Source organism: Chryseobacterium wanjuense, from assembly GCF_900111495.1.
GTDB classification, from domain to species: Bacteria; Bacteroidota; Bacteroidia; order Flavobacteriales; family Weeksellaceae; genus Chryseobacterium; species Chryseobacterium wanjuense.
In genome coordinates this window covers 815,759-835,732 of sequence record NZ_FOIU01000001.1, presented here as the reverse complement: position 1 = coordinate 835,732, position 19,974 = coordinate 815,759, and the positions used below count along the sequence as shown (strand labels likewise).

Annotated in this window: 18 protein-coding genes; 3 read left to right on the top strand and 15 right to left on the bottom strand. The window is 35.3% G+C overall.

Annotated elements, in window-relative coordinates:
* Positions 1 to 226: 226 nt before the first annotated feature.
* From BMX24_RS03770 to BMX24_RS03720, 10 genes are all read right to left on the bottom strand, one after another.
* Complete coding sequence (locus BMX24_RS03770) at positions 227 to 1,669, bottom strand: alpha-L-fucosidase (RefSeq protein ID WP_089790730.1); 1,443 nt, start codon at positions 1,667 to 1,669, stop codon at positions 227 to 229.
* A 135-nt stretch (positions 1,670 to 1,804) separates the two neighbouring features.
* Entirely contained in the window at positions 1,805 to 2,698 is an 894-nt protein-coding gene (locus BMX24_RS03765) for a TIGR01777 family oxidoreductase (RefSeq protein ID WP_089790729.1), read from the bottom strand.
* Between the two features lie 138 nt (positions 2,699 to 2,836).
* On the bottom strand, positions 2,837 to 3,541 hold the full coding sequence (locus BMX24_RS03760; RefSeq protein WP_089790728.1) for a YqjF family protein: 705 nt from the start codon (positions 3,539 to 3,541) through the stop codon (positions 2,837 to 2,839).
* 43 nt (positions 3,542 to 3,584) lie between these two features.
* On the bottom strand, positions 3,585 to 4,367 hold the full coding sequence (locus BMX24_RS03755; protein WP_089790727.1) for a fatty acid desaturase family protein: 783 nt from the start codon (positions 4,365 to 4,367) through the stop codon (positions 3,585 to 3,587).
* Positions 4,368 to 4,834: 467 nt separating this feature from the next.
* The gene (locus BMX24_RS03745) at positions 4,835 to 5,242 is read right to left on the bottom strand and encodes a hypothetical protein (protein WP_089790725.1); all 408 of its coding nucleotides are present in this window, start codon (positions 5,240 to 5,242) and stop codon (positions 4,835 to 4,837) included.
* Positions 5,243 to 5,249: 7 nt separating this feature from the next.
* Positions 5,250 to 5,594, bottom strand: a complete 345-nt coding sequence (locus BMX24_RS03740; RefSeq protein ID WP_089790724.1) for a hypothetical protein — start codon at positions 5,592 to 5,594, stop codon at positions 5,250 to 5,252.
* A gap of 73 nt (positions 5,595 to 5,667) precedes the next feature.
* Positions 5,668 to 6,171: a GbsR/MarR family transcriptional regulator gene (locus BMX24_RS03735; RefSeq protein ID WP_089790723.1), complete on the bottom strand. Its 504-nt coding sequence runs from the start codon at positions 6,169 to 6,171 to the stop codon at positions 5,668 to 5,670.
* A gap of 126 nt (positions 6,172 to 6,297) precedes the next feature.
* Positions 6,298 to 8,211, bottom strand: coding sequence for a vWA domain-containing protein (locus BMX24_RS03730; RefSeq protein ID WP_089790722.1), 1,914 nt, complete (start codon positions 8,209 to 8,211; stop codon positions 6,298 to 6,300).
* A 150-nt stretch (positions 8,212 to 8,361) separates the two neighbouring features.
* On the bottom strand, positions 8,362 to 9,468 hold the full coding sequence (locus BMX24_RS03725; RefSeq protein WP_089790721.1) for a TonB-dependent receptor plug domain-containing protein: 1,107 nt from the start codon (positions 9,466 to 9,468) through the stop codon (positions 8,362 to 8,364).
* A 12-nt stretch (positions 9,469 to 9,480) separates the two neighbouring features.
* The gene (locus BMX24_RS03720) at positions 9,481 to 9,999 is read right to left on the bottom strand and encodes an RNA polymerase sigma factor (protein ID WP_089790720.1); all 519 of its coding nucleotides are present in this window, start codon (positions 9,997 to 9,999) and stop codon (positions 9,481 to 9,483) included.
* Between the two features lie 504 nt (positions 10,000 to 10,503).
* On the opposite strand from BMX24_RS03720, the gene BMX24_RS03710 reads away from it, so the two are divergent.
* Positions 10,504 to 11,706 carry a C1 family peptidase gene (locus BMX24_RS03710; RefSeq protein WP_089790718.1) on the top strand — a complete coding sequence of 401 codons (1,203 nt, stop codon included), beginning with the start codon at positions 10,504 to 10,506 and terminating at the stop codon, positions 11,704 to 11,706.
* A gap of 303 nt (positions 11,707 to 12,009) precedes the next feature.
* On the opposite strand, the gene BMX24_RS03705 is transcribed toward BMX24_RS03710, so the two are convergent.
* A complete protein-coding gene (locus BMX24_RS03705; protein WP_089790717.1) occupies positions 12,010 to 13,071 on the bottom strand; it encodes an NADH:flavin oxidoreductase in 1,062 nt (353 codons plus the stop codon).
* Between the two features lie 302 nt (positions 13,072 to 13,373).
* On the opposite strand from BMX24_RS03705, the gene BMX24_RS03700 reads away from it, so the two are divergent.
* Entirely contained in the window at positions 13,374 to 13,757 is a 384-nt protein-coding gene (locus tag BMX24_RS03700) for a winged helix-turn-helix transcriptional regulator (RefSeq protein ID WP_089790716.1), read from the top strand.
* 21 nt (positions 13,758 to 13,778) lie between these two features.
* On the opposite strand, the gene BMX24_RS03695 is transcribed toward BMX24_RS03700, so the two are convergent.
* Positions 13,779 to 14,708, bottom strand: coding sequence for a restriction endonuclease (locus BMX24_RS03695; RefSeq protein ID WP_089790715.1), 930 nt, complete (start codon positions 14,706 to 14,708; stop codon positions 13,779 to 13,781).
* Between the two features lie 6 nt (positions 14,709 to 14,714).
* On the bottom strand, positions 14,715 to 17,147 hold the full coding sequence (locus BMX24_RS03690) for an alpha-ketoacid dehydrogenase subunit alpha/beta (protein WP_089790714.1): 2,433 nt from the start codon (positions 17,145 to 17,147) through the stop codon (positions 14,715 to 14,717).
* A 137-nt stretch (positions 17,148 to 17,284) separates the two neighbouring features.
* Between BMX24_RS03690 and BMX24_RS03685 the strand changes: the two genes are divergently transcribed.
* Positions 17,285 to 17,578 carry a hypothetical protein gene (locus BMX24_RS03685; RefSeq protein WP_089790713.1) on the top strand — a complete coding sequence of 98 codons (294 nt, stop codon included), beginning with the start codon at positions 17,285 to 17,287 and terminating at the stop codon, positions 17,576 to 17,578.
* Between the two features lies 1 nt (position 17,579).
* Here BMX24_RS03685 and BMX24_RS03680 read toward each other — a convergent pair whose 3' ends face one another.
* Both BMX24_RS03680 and BMX24_RS03675 read right to left on the bottom strand, forming a co-directional pair.
* Positions 17,580 to 18,557: a polyprenyl synthetase family protein gene (locus BMX24_RS03680; RefSeq protein ID WP_089790712.1), complete on the bottom strand. Its 978-nt coding sequence runs from the start codon at positions 18,555 to 18,557 to the stop codon at positions 17,580 to 17,582.
* 188 nt (positions 18,558 to 18,745) lie between these two features.
* Complete coding sequence (locus BMX24_RS03675) at positions 18,746 to 19,624, bottom strand: hypothetical protein (RefSeq protein ID WP_089790711.1); 879 nt, start codon at positions 19,622 to 19,624, stop codon at positions 18,746 to 18,748.
* Positions 19,625 to 19,974 lie beyond the last annotated feature (350 nt).

The following is a 19,974-nucleotide window of genomic DNA, read 5'->3' as shown; positions in this document are numbered from 1 at the left end:
TATTGTTCTTTTGTCTTGAAACAAAAGAACCAAAAATTCAAGACTTGGAACTCTCCGCTAAAAATTAAAATTTAATCCTAAAATTCCCAAAACTTGCGCGAATTCAATATTCGTTCTTCGGTTCAATATTTGTGTCGCGCTTCAAACAATGGGAATTTTTTAACGGATTAAGTTTTAATTTTCTTAACGCTGCGATTTCCCAGGTCTTTTTAAAGACAGTTTATAGTTATTGTGTAATTTGAATTACGGTTGCATATTTTAATTGATTTCTTTCTTTAGGCAAATTAATTTCAATTGAATTTCCTGATTTTTTCCATTGAATTTTATTGGATAATCCTAAAACTTTCAATGATTTTGGTTTAAAATTTTCAGGAATCAGAAAACTTAAAGTGGATGGCGATTGATAATCTGCTTTTTCATCTAAGTGAAAAATATTCACTGTTTTTCCATCTTTGCTTTGCGTATAATAAAAATTTCCGTCGTGGTAAGGCGCTACACTTCTCGTTGCAAATACCGCCGACTGATTGCTGTTCATCCAGCCGGAAATTTCTTTTAACCTTTCGTAAACAATCGGATCATAGTCGCCATTGGGTCCGGGAGCGATGTTCATCAGATAATTTCCTCCTCTCGAAATGATTTTAACTAATGTCTCGATAATCTTCTGAGACGACTTATAATTGTCGTTCGGAACGTACGAAAAAGAGTCTCCCATCGTGATGCAGCTCTCCCATGGAATCGATAAAGGATGTTCTGGAACAGCCTGCTCCGGTGTTACATAATTTTCCCATTTTCCAGGAACGGTGCGGTCTACAATGATAATTCCGGGTTGGTTTTTTCTGGCCATTGTCCCAATTTTATCCATATCGATATCCTGTTCAACCTTAATGGTTCTCTGCCATTCAACATTCGAGTCGATGGTGTTGAAAGGGCGAACCCAGCCTCCATCCAGCCAAAGAATATCGATTTTACCATAGTTTGAGGTAATTTCGTTGAGCTGATTGAAGGTGAATTTTTTGAAATTGTCCCATCTTTCGGGGTATTTTTTAGGATCATAATTCACATTTCTGTCTTTTGGCGGAAAATACGACCACCAATAATCATCAGAATGCCAATCGGGTTTTGAAAAATAAGCTCCGATTTTGAAGCCTTCTTTTCGGAATGTATTGAAAATTTCCTTCGCCACATCCGCTTTCGGATTTTTGGAAAAAGGTGTTTTTGAAGATGTAATTTTATAATCCGATTGTTGGGTATCGAACATGGCAAAACCATCATGATGCTTCGTTGTGAACACCACATATTTCATCCCGGCCTTTTTTACGGCATCTGCCCATTTTTGCGGATTAAACTGTGTAGGATTAAAAGTTGCCTGAAGATTTTCATAGTTTTTTACATATTCGTAGTAAGATTTTCCGTGTTCCGGTTTTCTTTGTGTCCAGGATTCATCTTCCGGGCATAAACTCCAACTCTCTACAATTCCCCACTGGCTGTAGGTTCCCCAATGCATAAACAGTCCGAATTTCAAATCCTGCCAGTTTTCCAGATTTTGAACAACAAGAGGATCAGTAGGTTTCTGATAGCCTTTTGAAACATTGTGAGCCTGCGAAAAAAAAGCTGTGGATATAAGTAATGATGAGAGAAATAAGGTTTTCGTTTTTTGTCTGATTAACATTGAAGTTTAGTTTGTGCTAATTTAATCATCATTTATTAAAACCACAAAAATGTCAATATAATCAAGTGAAAATTAAGTTTTAGGTTAAAATAATTTTCAAATTTTAAAGTATTCTCAAAAAGTGACTTATCATATTTAAATTAAATTTTTAAATGCAGAATCTATTTCCAGATAAGAAAATTCAAAACCACTTTTCATTAATTTATCAGGATAAACATTTCTGCTTTTTAGTAATAATTCGGTTTCGGTTTTTAAAAAAATTGATGCGATTTCCAACTGCCAAACGGGGGCATTCAACCCAAATTGAGCTTTCATTTCTTTCCTTAATTTCATCATAAATTCTTTGTTGGATAAAGGATTCGGTGCCGTAATATTGATTTTTCCTGAAATATTTTCATGATCAATAATAAATTGAATCGCTTTACAAAAATCATCGATATGAATCCAGCTTACATTCTGATTTCCGCGTCCTTGCTTTCCTCCCAATCCGAATTTTGTGATCATTTTTAATTTTGGAAAAGCGCCTCCGTTATTACCTAAAACAATAGAAGTTCGTAAAGCTACTTTTCGCAGATTTTCAGTTTTTGCTTTAAAAAATTCTTTTTCCCAACTTTTACAAATATTCATTGAAAAATCGTCTCCGATAATTCCGTTTTCTTCTGTATTTAATTGTGTTTCGGAATGCACATAAATCGTTGCGGAACTTGCATTTAACCAAACTTTAGGTTTATTCCTGCAGTCATCAATAGCCTGTTGAAGCACTTTTGTACTGTCGATTCTTGAGGAATAAATTTCCTTTTTATTTTTCTCTGTGTACCTGCAGTCAACAGATTTTCCTGCAAGATTAATTAAAATATCTGCATTTTCAAGGATGTTTTTCCATTCTCCTAATGTTTTCGCATTCCAATACATTTCATTATTTCGTTTTGGACTTCTGGTTAAAATATAAACCTCATTTCCTTTTTCTGTAAAATATTTTTCCAGGTTTTTTCCCAGAAATCCTGTTCCGGCGGCGATGATTATTTTCATTTTTTCTAGTTGGTGGTTGATGGTTGCAAGTTGTTTGTTTCTTTTACGTTGAGATCCTTCGTGAACATTCGTTCGGAAGTCATCGGTTTATCCTCAGGATGACAGCGCAAATACGAACTGTTTTGATGCTTTTTAAAATTAAGCTAAATATTTCTTTGTTTTCACTTCAATTTCAGAGCCTTCTGCAAGCATGATGGAGATTGGTTTTTGATGATTTAAAAATCCGAAATCCTTTCCGTAGATTTTTTCGAAATCAATTTCCAACTGGTAGTCTTTGATGAAATAATAATCCCATTTCGGATGGCAGACTTCATATTCAGAAGTTTTATTTCCTTTTTTTGTAAAGCCAAAATAATGTTCCGTGATGAATTCAAATTCTGCATTTGTTTCCATTTTTAACCGTTCATTTTCTGCCGTGATTTCAATTGAATGCCAGCTTTTATCTTTCCAAGAGTATTTTATTAATAGTTCTCCGTCTTTTTCATTAATAAAATTTTTCATCGGCATTGTTTTATAATTTTCTTTATAGACAGAATTAGCTACAAAACTTAAAGCCGGCTTCGGTACAATTTCTTTGATGAAAACCACTCCCCGTTTCCATTCGTTGCCCTCTTTTTTCTTGACATAAAATCTTAAATTTACTTCTTCAAAATTTCGGTGAAAAAGAATTGGAAGTCCTAATAATTTAGTATTTAAAAACATAAAACCCACTAAGCTTACATAGCATTTTCCCTGGTAGAAATCGAGTTCTGTACCTTTTGGGAGGTATTTTATCAGGGTTTCAGGGTTTATCTCGTAGTTGATGATGGCTAGTTTTCGCCATTCGGCTTTTAGAAAGTTCATTGTTTCTGTTTTTTCAATTAAATTAAGTCACATTTAACCTCTCTTAAAATGTTTGTCTTTTATTCAGTTCCGGTAAAACTTGATCAATCCTTTCTGCAAGTTTTGGAAGTTTTATGGTGGGAACAGCAGGAAAAAGGTGGTGTTCCATATGATAAAACATGCTGAATGTCAATTTATTTTTCCAGAATCCGCGTTGTGTTCTCGCAATATTCGGATTTTCATGAGTGTCATGATGAACCGTCCATACTGCAAAAAAGGCCATTAAAAATTCTCCGAAAAACATGACTGCAATGTGATACAGTAAAAAATTAATCCTAAAATAAAAGACAATCATTACAAAAACTGAAATTGAAATTAATTCTAAAATCATATTCTTTCTATAATTTTTATTCGCTTTTTTAAAAGTGATCCAATGAATGAGAAACATGTGTTTCGGGCCATACAAAATAGCTTCGTACCATTTCATTGAAGCAGATTTTCCTTCATAATCCTCTTCAGAAAGACAGAATTTATGATGTCTGATGTGATTGAATTTTACTGCATGAATTGATGTCATCATAGACATACTGTTGAGATACAAAGACAGCCAAGTGAGAAATTTTCCAGTCCCCAACGAATTGTGAAAACCATTATGAACCTGTCTGAGAGCCGTTAGAAAATAAAATCCCGAAAACGGAAGTGCCGCCCAATAATAATTTTTGTAAGCTAAAAATAAGGAAATAATTAACCAAGGCAGACTAATGTTATTTTCAATCAACATTTCTTTGATAGAAAGAGATTTCAGATCTTTCCATTCTACTTTTTTGATAAGTTCAAGGTGATTCATTTTCTTAGTTTTTATTTGAATTATATAAAATATTCATCCGATATGTGTAAAAGATGTAAACTAAAGCCAGAACAGGACTGTAGAAGAAAGAAGAAAAAAGAATGTAAAAAAAGAATCCGTTTACTATTCGAATTTGAGTTTGATACAATAAAATTAGCCAAACTGGGATAATAAATATTCCATACATCACATATATCCAATTTTTAGGATATCTCATCATCAATCTCAAAAGATAACTTATTAGCTGAGATCCTCCTACTATATAATAAAACAATAAAAAGTAATTTCCCCAATTAATATTGAATAACTCTATTGATATCCAGCCTAATACATAAGCAACAAGAATTGAAAGTTGAAAGTAATAATCATATTTAAAAAAAGTTTTCATGGTCATCAGTTTTTAAAGGTTTAAAAAATCTCCTCTTGTACGTTTATTCTGAAATTTGAAGGTGAAATACATCCAGATTTTAAATATCAGTGTTTTCATGTTGCATTTGTTTTTCTTTGTTCATGGCGTGTTTGCGGCCTTTTAAGAATAATAGTAAATTCAATAGCATCATTACTCCCAGATAGATAGAGAATCCGCCGACTTTTTGGCTTAACTCTACAACCAGTCTTTCTACGCTTTCGATTTGGAAAAATTCGATAATACAAAGGGCAAAACCGATGTTCAGAAGGTAAAAACCAATTTTAAACAATGAATTTGTCGCCATTGCAATGTCTTCTTTCTGATGAAAAATATCGATCATGAAAGTTTTTGAATTTTTAAACAGAAACTGAGAAACAAAAACGGTAAGCGTAATCACAATAGGCAGATACATCATGTAGGCCTGAAAATTGTACGTTGTTGCTGTGGTAAGAATTGTTGCTGTCATAATAGTATTATTTGATTGTTAAATTTTTTCTTAAAAAGTAAAGCGCAAAAATGTTCATATAATGCAAAGCGCAAAGAATCAGTGCGATACTTCCTATCCGGAAGGCTGTCACCGTAAAAACTTCCTCCATCGAATCTACTCTGTCCCAAGTCGTTAAGCTGATCGCTATATATCCTAAATTGATCAGGTAATAGCATCCTAAAAGAATTCTGTTGATCGTCAGACAAAGATCGGAATCATGAATAAGGTAGTCCAGGTAAGACTTTCCGGCGTTGTAGCACCTGCGCCCGACATCAATCGTAATGTATGAACTGATCGTAAGGAAAATCACATATGAAACAATATTGAACATTTTATAATTTTTATATTTTCAGTAATTTTTGAAAGTTTATTTGAAATAAAAAAGGATTTTCACCCTCTTCTATCTATTTCAATAAATTCGTAATCTTGCCGACCAGCCAGTGATCATCGCTTTTTATCGCCAGATCCATGATATTGTTGATCTTCCCTGTTACGGAGCTGAAATCATCCATTAATTTGATGAATTCTTTAGCCTCTTCAGAATCATTATCTTCAATGTTTTTCAGTTCTTCTAAAAAGGAGATTACGGGTTCGATTTCTCTTTTTCTGCGTTCTTTCGTAATTTGTTTGAATAAAAACCAAACGTCTTTTTCTGCCACAAAATATTCCTTTCTTTCTCCCTTTACAAACTCCTTTTTTACAATTCCCCAATCCATCAAAGCTCTCAGGTTCATATTGGCATTTCCTCTCGAGATCTCGAGCTGTTCCATCACTTCATCAGTAGAAAGCGGTTTGCCACTAGCCAAAAGCAGAGCGTGAACCTGCGCCATCGTACGGTTGATCCCCCAATTGGTAGCAAATGTTCCCCAGGTCTGAATGTATTTTTCTTTAGCTTCTGAAAGTTGCATTTTGTTTTCTTTTAAATTTCTGATACAAATGTAATAATAATTTTTGAACTTTCAATAATTTTTGAAAATTAATTTTAAAAATAAAACAGACACCCTTTCGAATGCCTGTTTTAAAGCAATTTCTCGCTATTTAATATTTTTATAATCCTGAATCATTTTGACAAATCCTGCCCTGTAACCTTCAGAATCGTTTCCTACATTCTGTTTTGCAAGATTTTCGATGTCTGTGAGATTTTTCTTTTTAATTAATTTTGAATTTCTCAACACCAGCCCAAACCAAGCCACCGAAGAAGCAAATTTGAAATCCCGGCTTGCCTTTGCTTTGGAAACAGCAGAATTTTTAACAATCTGAATCATCTCTGAACTCTTCATTCCCGCCGGTTTTTTATACCTGAATTTAATGGTCGCCAATTCATCTCCGAACTTTTGTGTTTTTGATGTCGAACTGTACTTCAGCTTGCTTTGTTTTGGCAAAAATTCTGAAGAGGCGTTTACTGGAATCACTTCATACAAAGCAGTTACCGTGTGTCCGCTTCCCAATTCTCCGGCATCTATTTTATCATTGGTAAAGTCTTCATTTCGCAACTTCCGGTTTTCATATCCAATCAATCGGTAGGATTTTACATATTTTGGATTAAACTCAATTTGGATTTTCACGTCTTTGGCGATGGTGTAAATACTTCCTGCAAACTCTCTTCCCAAAAATTTATTGGCTTCCTTCAAGTCATCGATATAGGCATAATTTCCGTTTCCTTTGTCTGCTAAGGTTTCCATTTTGTTGTCTTTGTAATTGCCCATTCCGTAGCCAAGACACGTTAGAAAAACACCGGATTTTCTTTTTTCTTCAATTAATTCTTCCAGACTAGCTTTAGAAGATACCCCAACATTGAAATCTCCGTCTGTAGCCAGAATCACGCGATTATTCCCATTTTTTACAAAATTTTCTTCTGCCAGTTTATACGCCAGTTCGATTCCCGCTCCTCCTGCCGTACTTCCTCCTGCCTGTAGTCTGCCTAAAGCTTCAATGATTTTACCTTTTTCTGCAGCGGAAGTTGGCGGTAAAACCACTCCTGCACTTCCTGCATACACAACCATCGCTACTTTATCCTGTGGTCTCAGCTGTTCCAGTAAAATTTTAAAGGAAGATTTCAGCAGCGGCAACTTATTCTCTTCATTCATAGACCCTGAAACATCGATCAGAAAAACAATATTCGAAGTCGGAAGATTGTCCATCGGGATATCTTTTCCCTTCAAACCGATTTTCAACAACTGATGATCAGGATTCCACGGCGCGGAACTTAATTCTGTATTAATCGAAAACGGCTGATTATTTTTAGGCTGAGGATAATTATATTTAAAATAATTAATCATTTCCTCTATTCTCACAGCATTTTTGTCGACACTCCCATAATCTATCATTCTTCTGACATTAGAATAAGAAGCATTATCCACATCAATTGAAAAAGTAGAAACCGGTTGGTTTTGTGCCAGTTCGAAAGGATTTTCTACCAAAGCATCGTATTCCTCATTGCTGTAATCTCTTTGTTTTTTAATTACTTTTTTTCCTGTTTTTTGGGTTCTGATACGATTATTATACACCTTTCCTCGAGATTGGTATGAATAATCTCCTACTGAAAAGGAAGACTCAACTTCCATTGCCGTCACGCTTTTAGGTTTTGGACAGCCATTGTACTCCGGTAACCCGGGAACGGTAGGACAAGCATCGTCCTTATCCAAAATTCCGTCACCATCTGTATCCGGCCACGGACAGCCGTTGTTTTCAGCAGGGCCAGCAACGGTAGGACACGCATCATCTTTATCAATCACACCGTCGCCATCTGTTTCGGGCCATGGGCAGCCATTATTTTCAATCGAACCTGCTATTTCAGGGCATTGATCGAGCTTGTTGGGAATTCCGTCCTGATCTTTATCTTTTTTAATACTTAAAGGTTTCGATTCATTCGAAGCTTCTGAAACATTTTTAGTTTTACAGCCTGCCAGAAATACCAGGGCAGTTATTGTTATGCATGTTTTTCTCATCTTAATTGATTTTTAAGAGTTAAATTATTTGAAAATGTGTCAATAAGAGTTTGGATTTTTCTTTTGATTGTAAATACAGACTACCCTTGTGAATAGCCTGTATTATCCACGTACCAACAATCAAAAAATATATTAATGAACTTTAAAAGATTATTTTTGGGGTAATTCTTTTTTAAGAAGTTTTTTCAGTTTTCTTTTTTCTTTTTTGGAAATATCTTTGGTGATCACTACAAGAAGTCCGTTTTGGGCTTTCCCTGAAAAGAGACCTGCAGCTTTTTCTTTTTTAATGACTGAAATATTTTCAATTTTCTTTGGATCTAATTTTTTCAGCGTTTCCATATCAGAAACTTGTCCGTCGATAACAACCAGAGGATTCATTTCGGGTTTTGCAGAGTTTTGACAACTGATCAGAATATCTACTTTTCCTGAGCCGGGTTTTCCTGAAATCGAGCTGACATTTACTCCCGGAGTCGCACCTTGAATTGAATTAAGGTAACTATTCCTCCCGATTTTTTCTCCAAAAGCGGATGTCGCAGCTACAGGTTTTTGACTTTTTTTGTACTTTTTGTTGTACGCAAGAATTTCAGGTTCGCGAGCTTGCTGTTTCAGGTCGAAAACATCAATCGGTTCAATCAATTCAGCGGTATCAGCGATGGCATTCAGGTCAGAGATTTTCTTTTTTTCCGAAGAAGCCAGACGCTCAGCGTTTATCATAGAAACTTTATCCTTTTTTAAGCCCATTGCAATCCTTACTTCTTCAAGGTTTTTACTTTGCAAAGTATCTGAAATTTTGTCATAAACAGCGTCTGATACATCATCATAAGAAGGCTGTACCGGAGCCACAACAACCGGAGAAGTAACCATTTTTGGAAAAGTATGAGAAGCAATTTTCGCCGGTGCAGCAGGCAAACTTTCACTTTGGATATTAGCTTTCACTGTACTGTCAATTTTCAGGATATTTCCAGAAGTAGCAGTAGCAGGCATTTTAGATTCTACAACAGTTTCTGCAATCGCAGGTTTTGCAATCTCAGTATTTTCTTTTTGATTATTAAAGTAAAAAACTCCCGAAGCAATCAGCAAACTTGCAGCAATCCCATAAGGAAGCCAGATCGGAAATATTTTTTTCTTTTCCTGTTTTTTATCTAATTTTTCTTCAATTGTATTCCAAACTTTTTCAAAACCCGGAAAAGTCGCAGGCTCTTCCAAAGTCTTAGAAGCCTCGTTGAACGTTTTATCTATATTATGATTATTTTCCATTGTTCTAAAAGTTTAAATGTTTTGATTAACCAGCAATTCCTGAAGTTTTTTTCTGGCAAAATTGAGTTGGGATTTCGATGTTCCTTCACTGATGGAAAGCATGACCGCAATTTCCTTGTGAGGATAACCTTCAATGGCAAAAAGATTAAAAATTGCTCTGCATCCTTCGGGAAGGAAGTTCAGCAGGCTCAGAATATCTTTTTCAAAAGAGATATTTTCCAACGCAGAATCTGAAGCAGCCATATGATTTTCTTCCAGAGAAATATGCAGGGCTTTATTGGCTCTCAGTTTTTGCAGACACTCATTCACCGCAATTTTTCTGGCCCAGGCTTCAAAAATATCATGATTTTGGAGCTGATTGATCTTCGTAAAAATTTTATAAAATGTATCTGCCAACACTTCTTCAATATCTTCATCATTTTTCAAATAGCCTTTGCAGACAGAGTAAAGCTTACCCGCCATTTTTTCGTAAACCTTCCGCTGTGCATTGCGGTCGTTCCGTTGACATTCTATCAGTAATTGATGTTCCATAATCCGGTTGTATACTATATAGATGCAAAAATTTCAAAAAGCGTTGGAAACATTGTAAACTTTTTTTAAAAATAGTGAAAAAGTAAATAAGGTAATGAACGAAAAGGCCTTTTATATAAAGAAATTTGAAGCTTTAAAGATTTTTTTTTTTATTAAAGTTTTTCATACTGAAAGGATCCATGCTCGAATTTTTCCAGACTGTTTTCTAATACAATGTTTAGATGACAAATTTTATGGTCTATTGAATGGATTTTCAATGTTTAAATCACCGACTGCCACCCTAGCCCCGATTGGAGCATTTGTTTGAGCTCATTTTTAGCTTTTCGGTTGGGGCAAGCCAAAGGCTTGCCCCAACCGAAAAGCTAAAAATAGCGAGTGCGGAAAGCGGGAAATAGCTTCAAATAAAAACTTTCCGTGAAAAATTTCAATAGTAAATTTAACCTTTCCTGTTGTAACGAATCTTTAACATTAACGACTATTCATGAAAAATAACCTTTTATAGTAATGAAAAATACCAAAATTGTGTCATTACTTTTTGTTTTGTCTGCAGGAAGTATGATGTTTGCTCAGGATGACTTAATCAATAAGTTAAAAAACAATCAATCTCAAAATGCTAATTTCCAGTTCACAACGTTGAAAGACGTGGGGGCAACTTCAGTAAAAAATCAAGGTTCTTCGGGAACTTGCTGGAGTTATTCGGGGAACTCTTTCCTTGAATCTGAAATGCAGAGAATGGGTAAAAAACCTGTTGATTTGGCAGAAATCTATACTGCAAGGAATTCTTATCACGATAAAGCAAAACTATACGTCCTGAACAACGGCGCGATCAACTGGGGAGACGGAGGTGAACTGCACGATGTAATCAACATGTACAAAAAATACGGAGCTGTTCCTCAGGATGCTTATACAGGGCTAAAACAAGGACAAACCATCAACAATTTCTCAGAAATGCAGGGTAAACTGAAGCCGGTTTTAGACAGCCTGGTTCAGGCTTCCCAAAAAGGAAAACTGACGGATAACTGGATGTCTGCAGTGGATGCAATTTTAGACCAGTATTTAGGAAAAGTTCCTGCCAATTTTACATATGAAGGAAAAAATTACACTCCGCAAACCTTTGCGAAGGAGGTTGTAGGGATTAATCCTGAAGATTATGTAGAAATTTCTTCTTATAAAGATTATCCATATTATCAGAAATTCGTAGTTCCGATTCCTGATAACTGGAGCCACGATTCTGACTGGAATGTTCCGATGAAAGATCTAACGGCAATTATCGATAATGCTGTAAACAAAGGATATTCCGTAGGTTGGGCAACAGATGTTTCCGAGCCGTACTTCTCATATAAAAATGGAGTTGCTTATGTTCCGGACATGGATTTAGACCAAATTACGGCAGAAAACAAAGGAACATTATTCACAGAGCCTAAAAAAGACAAAGCCATCACGGAAGATATGCGTCAGAAAGCACTGAACAACCTTTCTACAACGGATGATCACGGTATGCATATCGTAGGATTGGCAAAAGATCAAACCGGAAAAGAATACTATATGGTGAAAAATTCCTGGGGTGTGACCAATGATTTCGAAGGATATCTGTACGCGACAAAGCCCTATATAGAATACAAATCGACTGCGATTTTGGTTCATAAAGATGCGCTTCCAAAAAGCATTAAAAAACAATTAAAACCAACTAAAAATATTGGTTTGTAAGAGAATCACTCTTGTCATTAGAAGATGACAATTTTAGATATTTAAATCTGTTAAAAGCCACTTCCTGAATTCCTGGAAAGTGGCTTTGTTTTTACATTTTAAAAATTAATTTTGAATCAAATAAAACCGCCTCAAGAAATTATCTTAAGGCGGTTTTGTTTAAAAATTTAAATAGGTAATCAAGATATAAATAAAATTGTCAATAGTGAATTTTACTTCGCCAGTGAATAGTTAATTGTCAATTCAGAAAAGTTGTAAAAATCAAATTGACAGCAAAGCAAATTCACCATTAACAATTGATTTTTAATATAATACGCCTAAGCTTTCCGCTTTAAAATCTGAAATCGCTTCTATATTTTGTTCTTTGATTTTCTTTGCCCATTCCGGATCCTGTAGCAAAGCTCTTCCGACTGCAACCAGATCAAAATCTCCTCTTTCCAATCTGCGGGTAAGTTCTGCCAAATCTTCTTTTTCAGTTCCTTGTCCCGCAAAAGCGCCCATCACATCACCCTTTAAACCAACTGATCCTACCGTAATTGTCGGTTGCCCCGTAATTTTTTTAGCCCAACCTGCAAAATTAAGATCAGAACCTTCAAACTCCGGTTCCCAGAAACGACGTTGTGAACAATGGAAAATATCAACTCCGGCTTCTTTTAATGGTAATAACCAATCTTCCATTTCTTCAGGAGTATTCGCTAATTTCGATGAATAATCCTGCTGTTTCCATTGGGAAAGACGGATAATAATCGTGAAATCCTCTCCTACTGCAGCTCTGATGGCTTTTACAACATCCACCGCAAAACGGCTTCTTTCTTTGATATTTTTACCACCATATTCATCTGTTCTTGTATTGGTCACTTCCCAGAAAAACTGGTCGATCAGATAGCCGTGCGCTCCGTGAATTTCCACTACATCAAACCCAAGATCTTTTGCTGCTTTCGCCGAAGCGGCAAACTGGGCAATCGTATCCTTGATATCTTCCAACGTCATTGTAGAAGCTTTTTCCATATCCTCCAAAGGATAATCCGGAGAATTTCTCGTGTCGCCAACATGCCAGATTTGAGGCCCCATTTTTCCTCCGTTTTCATGAACGGCATCGATTACGTTTTTCCACCCATTTAAGGCTTCATTTCCATAGAAATCGGGAATATTCTGCATATTTTTTGATGCCGGTCTATTGATCACAGTTCCTTCAGAAAGGATCAAACCTACTTCTGAAGCAGCTCTTCTTGCATAATACTCAGCAATTTGCTGAGTCGGAACTCCATTATCAGATTGTGCTCTCGTCATCGGAGCCATTACAATTCTATTTTTAAGCTGTAAATTCTTGTATTGAAAAGGTTTAAATAATGATTCTGTACTCATTTTTTTAATGTGTATTTTATAATTGTTACACAAAGTAACTAATAATAGTTCGTTTTTGTATCTTTAAATAAAAAAAAGTGGTAACTTTACAGTAACTTACATTAGTAACGTAAAAGTAACGGATAAATGAATAGTTTTTTTGACTATTCTTATCGGAAGCCTAATGAAACCTAACGGATTTTAAAAACCCGTTAGGTTTAGGAATATTAATAATCAAGATTGTTATTAATCATATTAGAATTTCTGATTTTATTTTATGATACTAAGGTTAATTTTTTTAATAAGTTTTAAATAAATCAACAATGAAAAAGAACGAATTAATGCAATACAGCTGTCCTCTCGGCAAAGCAATGTCTGCCTTGGGAAGCAAATGGAAGCCTATCATTGTATTGGTCATCAAAGACCGGAAATTACGTTTTGGAGAACTCGCAGTGCGCATTCATGTGATTTCCAGAAAAGTATTGACCGACCAATTGCGAGAAATGGAAGCCGATGGATTAGTGATTCGTGAAGAGTTTAAAGAAATCCCTCCAAGAGTTGAATATTCGCTAACGGAAAAAGGATTGGCGTTGTTGCCGATTTTATATTTGTTGGAAGAATGGGAAACGAAGTATCATGTGTATGACCCGGATAAAGTGAAAGAATGTGGTGTTAATAGTAAGAAAATAAAAAAGACTGTTGTTTGACAGCCTTTTATTTATTAAAAATTATTCATTACTTCCTAAAAAATAAATTGGATGTAATGGCAACATATTTTTGTCTTCATCTTCCATTTTATTATAAAACTCTTGCCATAATTCAATAAAATTATTTATATCCAATAGTTTTATATGTCTATGACTTTCTCTCGCTGAACGTTCGGATTCTGATGTAAAAGCTCCTGACGTCACAAATAATCCAATGTCTCCATCTTTATTTAATAAGCCCGTTAAACTTCTTATATCATCAACAGGAACTGAAGAATCCGGTCTATGCTTTACTTGCACTTTTAGTCTGGGAGTTGTTGCACCAAGTGGATCATTATATGCAATTATATCTAGTCCTCCATCTTTCCCTTTTGGAGAAATAAATGGTGTATGATAGCCCATAGCTCTTAAAAGAGCTGCAACCATATCTTGAAATTCGTAGGCATTTTTATTTCTGATAAAATCTTTTATTCCAGCAATAGCTTGTTCCTCCAGTAAATCTAAATTAGCTTTTTGACTCTGGGTTTTATTTTCCTCCAGTTCAATTGGCTCATCATTAGAATTGTTATTATTTAAATACTTACCTTCTTTTTTGTCAGCAGCCCAAGTTCTATAAAGTTTTGAAGCCGTTTCTAATATTTTTGCAGGACCTAAACTAATTGCTTTTTCACCTTCTTCTGTTAAATACCAAATACCTTTATTTTTCCTTAAATAGCCTGCTTTTATTGCATCTATTGTATAAAAGTGTAGAATTGATTCCCAACGAATATATCCAGTCTTCTCATAGACTTCTTTTTCCCAATCAGTAAGGTCATTCTTATCTCTTATCCTATCAATTACTTGTTTACCTAGTAACTGCCCTCCTTCTTGTTTAAGAATTTCAAATGCAGCAAACAGATTTTTAGCTGCAGATTGTTTCGAAGGAGCTAGCTTTTCTAAATCCTTATTCATTATAAATTAAAATATCGCAGGATATTTCTGAGGATTTGTTTCATTAAACATGGCATAAATTCTTTCAACCATATCATCCGCAGATGGCTTAGAGAAATAATCTCCGTCACTTGCATATGCAGGTCTGTGATCATTCGCAGCGATTGTCAACGGATCAGAATCTAAGAATCTGAAAGCTTTTTGCTTCTCTAAAATCTGTTGTAAAATAAACGCTGAAGTTCCACCTTCCACATCTTCGTCAATTACGACCAATCTGTTGGTTTTCTTTACGCTTTCTGCAATTTCATGCGTCAAATCGAAAGGAATTAAAGACTGAACATCAATAACTTCCGCAGAAATCCCTAATTTTTCCAGTTCTTCCGCCGCTTCCATTACAATTCTCCAAGTCGAACCGTACGTTACCAACGTCACATCTTTTCCTTCTTTTGTCACTTCAATTTTACCGACAGGAACAGTGAATTCACCTAAGTTATCAGGTTGTTTTTCTTTTAATCTATATCCATTTAAACATTCAACAATTACAGCTGGATCGTCGCTTTGAAGCATTGTGTTGTAGAATCCGGCAGCTTTTGTTAAGTTTCTTGGAACCAATACCAAAATACCTTTTGAAAGGTTCAGAATTCCCGCCATTGGCGAACCTGAATGCCAAACCCCTTCTAATCTGTGACCTCTTGTTCTGATAATTACAGGTGATTTCTGACCACCTTTTGTTCTGTACTGAACCGTCGCCAAATCATCGCTCATCCCTTGTAAACAGTACAAAATATAGTCTAAATACTGGATTTCAGCGATCGGTCTCAATCCTCTCATTGCCATACCAATACCCTGACCAAGAATCGTCGCTTCACGGATTCCCGTATCGGCAACACGTACGTCACCATATTTTTCCTGCATTCCTTCAAGCCCCTGGTTTACGTCACCGATATTTCCGGCATCTTCACCAAAGACTAAAGTTTCAGGATATTTTTCAAAAATTTTGTCAAAGTTATTTCTTACCACTACTCTTCCGTCTACATCTTCAGAACTGTCGGAATAGATAGGTTTGATTTCTTTTACATTTTCAGCCTTCCACTGAGACTGAGAATATAAATGAGAAGAATAATTGTCTTTTTCAACCTCAAAAATCTCATTGTATTTCTGCATCAATTGGCTTCTTTCTGCAGAATCTGTTCCTCTCGTTGCCAATAAAGATTTTCTCACCAAATGGAAAACATCTTTCTTAGCTTTTGAAACTAATTTATTAAATTGATTGATATAATTTTCAATTTCAGCATTCTGTCCTTTAAGATTTTCAACTAAAGGCAAAACTGAATGAACTAAATCCGTAATTGTTTTTTGATAACTGTCCCAAGCGTTTTTCTGTCCGGCTTTTACCGTTTTTTTAGCTTCTTCATCGATAGCGTCTAATTCTTCCGCACTAGCAATGATCTCTTCTTTTCCTTCAATTTCGATGGAATAATTTAAAATCCATTCTCTGAATTTTACCAGTCCGTCAAACTGAGATTCCCAAGCCAAACGCTCTTCATTTTTATATCTTTCGTGAGAACCCGAAGTGGAGTGCCCTTGCGGCTGTGTAACTTCAATCACGTGAACTACAACCGGCACCGATTCCATTCTTGCAAACTGCTCAGCTCTTGCGTATGCATCCAACAATGACGGATAATCCCAAGCTTTCACCTGAATGATTTCACAACCCTGGTTTTCACCTTCTTTTCTCTGGAAACCGCTCAACATTTCTGCGATATCCGCTTTTGCTCTCTGATTTTTTGTAGGAACAGAAATTCCGTAACCGTCGTCCCAAATCGAAACAATCATCGGAACCTGAAGCGCACAAGCCGCGTTCAAAGTTTCCCAGAAATGACCTTCTGCAGTCGAAGCATCACCAATTGTTCCAAAAGCGATTTCGTTACCCTCTTTCGAGAATTTTTCAGAACCGTCGAATTTTACTGATTTATATATTTTAGAAGCCTGAGCCAACCCCAACAATCTCGGCATTTGCCCTGCAGTAGGAGAAATATCCGAAGAAATATTTTTCTGAGCCGTCAGATCTTTCCAGCTTCCGTCTTCGTTTAAACTTCTTGTCGCAAAATGCCCGTTCATCTGTCTTCCCGCTGATGCAGGCTCTCTTTCAACACTTGTATCTGCATACAACTGAGCAAAGAAACTTTCAACAGACAAAGCATCTACAGCCAACGCAAAAGTCTGATCTCTGTAATATCCTGAACGGAAGTCTCCATTTCTGAAAACTTTCGCCATTGCTAGCTGAGGAAGCTCTTTACCATCCCCAAAAATACCAAATTTAGCTTTTCCTGTAAGAACTTCTCTTCTGCCCAGATAAGACATTTCGCGAGAAATCCTCCCTAACTTGTAATCTTCAAGTATCTGATTTTTAAAATCTTGAAAGGAAATTTGCTGTGTTTCAATATAGGTTGTTTGCATAGCCAAATATAAAAAATTTTAATTTTCCAAGTATTTTGCTAATATACACTTTTTAAATTAATTTTAATTTTTAATAATCTTTTTTAAAAATTTGATAATAAAAAAAATAGTGCTTATTTTAGAGTAAATTTGTAAGGATGGAAAAAAAATCATCGCATATTTTGAATGCATCGAGCAATCTTTTAGGATTTTCATTGGTCATCATTACCTCATTAAAAATCTCTAAAATCAGTCAGAGCACCTATTTGGATGAATTTGCCTCAGTTGCCAGCGTTTGTTTTGCCATAAGCTGTTTCTTTTCCTTTTTATCGATCAGATCTGCAGATAAAAAGCGCGGAAACAAGTTTGAGGATATTGCGGATTATTTATTTTTAATCGCTTTATTTTGCATTGTTTTAGCGGTTGTTATTGTAACGGTGAAAATTATTTAATTTAAAATTTTCGTTCAATTACATAATCCAGCATAATGTGTAAAGACCTTTTGGCTTCAGAATCCGGGAATTCGTCGAGAATATCTTTCGCCTTCTGCTGAAAGTTTTTCATGACACCAAAAGCATAATCAAGACCTCCGGAACTTTTAACAAAATTAATCAGCTCCTTTACTCTTTTCTGATCATTATTATAACGTTTGATCGTGTTGAAATAGTATTTTTTGTCTGCTTCGCCGGCTGTTTTTAAGGTATGAATCAAAGGCAGGGTCATTTTTTGCTCTTTAATATCAATTCCGACAGGTTTTCCGATGACATTGGAAGTCAGATAATCGAAAAGATCGTCTTTGATCTGAAAAGCCATTCCGGTATAGGTTCCGAAATCCATCATTTTTTTGGCTAAAACTTCATCGGCATTATTAGACAGAACACCGATTTCACAACAGGCGGCAATCAATGTCGCTGTTTTCTGACGGATAATTTCATAGTAAACATCTTCCGTAATATCCAGTTTTCTGGCCTTTTCCAATTGGAGAAGCTCCCCTTCCGACATTTCACGGATCGTTCTGGAGATCACGCCCAACAAATCATAATCTTTATGATCCGTCGACAATAAAACCGATTTCGACAAAAGATAATCCCCCACCAAAACCGCAATTTTATTTTTCCATAAAGCGTTGATTGAAAAGAAATTACGACGTTTAAAACTTTCATCTACCACATCATCATGTACCAAAGTTGCCGTGTGGATTAATTCGATCATGGAAGCTCCGCGATAGGTTTTTTCATTGACATCCCCGATGAGTTTTGCGCAAAGAAATACGAACATAGGACGCATCTGCTTTCCTTTTGTGGTAACGATAAAACGAGTGACTTTATCTAATAAAGGTACTTTACTCTGCATAGATTCGTAAAACTTTTGTTCGAAAAGTTTCATTTCCTCATTGATCGGTCGCTTGATTTCTTCTACGGTGTTGGCCACAGTCTTTGAATGATGGATAAATTAATTCTCACAAAGATAATTGTTTTCGGGCAATTTTAAGGTAATTTAATACGAATATCAGTTTTTTAGTTTTAATGCAAAGGTGCAAAGAATTATATTAATTGTTTCACTATTTTACGTTCGTAAGGGCGCTTCGCTCAGCAAATGATACTATGATGTTAAAATTGTTAATCTTTAAGTTTTTCTTTAGGAATAAAATAAAGGCTCGGTTTTGTACTTCCCAACGGAGAATGGAATTTTTCCCCAGAAATATAAACTCCTGTCTCGTCTACGGCAATGCCTTCGATTTGTCCGATGGATAAAGAACTTCCGAGGTAATAATGCCTGGGGTTTTCTTTAAAAAATATTCCCGGTTCGGACTCATTGAAAATGTCTAAAAAGACTTCCGTCTTCTTTGTATATCCGACTAAATAAAGCTTTTTATCAAAATAAGAAGCATCGGTTATAACAAAATTTGTTTTAAAAGATTCTACTTTTTCGGCTTTTTGTTTTTCTGAAATTTCAGGATTTATCGTGTAATGTGTGGTTGATTTCGCGCCCCATTCTTTTGTAAAAAGATGAATTTTTCCATTTAAGTAAATCATCGCTTCCGCATCATAGTTCGTTTCCAGATATTTTGGTACAAATTCAGCCTGTTCCGGATATTCAAATGAAATTATTTTAACAGAATCATTTTTCAACGAATTATTTTCAAATGGAATTTTATAGATCTCCAGATCTTTTCTTGTTCCGCCATTGTTTCCGAAATCTCCAATGTAGACATTCTTCCCGTCGTTTGTCAAGGCTTCCCAATCTTTATTTTTAGCATTAATTTTTAAAATACTGATGATTTCTCCCGTTGTTTTATTCAGTTCAAAAAGTTCGGGAGCATTTCCGCTGTCGTTGAATGTGTAAAGCTTTCCGTCAAAAAAGTTTAAACCAGATGTTTCCTGAATCTTTTCATTTAAATAACTAATTCTGTGCTTTCTGATTTTCAATTGATCAGATTGCTGCGAAAAGGAGAATGTGGAAATAGTGATGGCTATTATGAGGGATAACTTTTTCATAGGGTAAAAATATTTATTTAAACACAAATTGCACTAATCTTTGCACTAATTTTCACCAATATTTATATAAAACTTAGACGTTCTTTTTGTCATTTTGACGAAGGAAGAATCTATTTTAACGCAGAGGTTTTTATTTAAATTATTGTATTGATTTTTCGTTCGCAAAGGCATTTGACTACATCGAATCTTCAATTTCACTCAGCAAAGGGTTGATGTTTTGTATTTTAGGTTTTGGCTAAAGCCAAATGATTATTCTTAAAGTGATAGTGGGCTAAAGCCTGCTCCTATCGATATTAATATTGATTTTTATTGATTTTATGAAACCGTTGAAGTGAAAAATTGTGTAATTT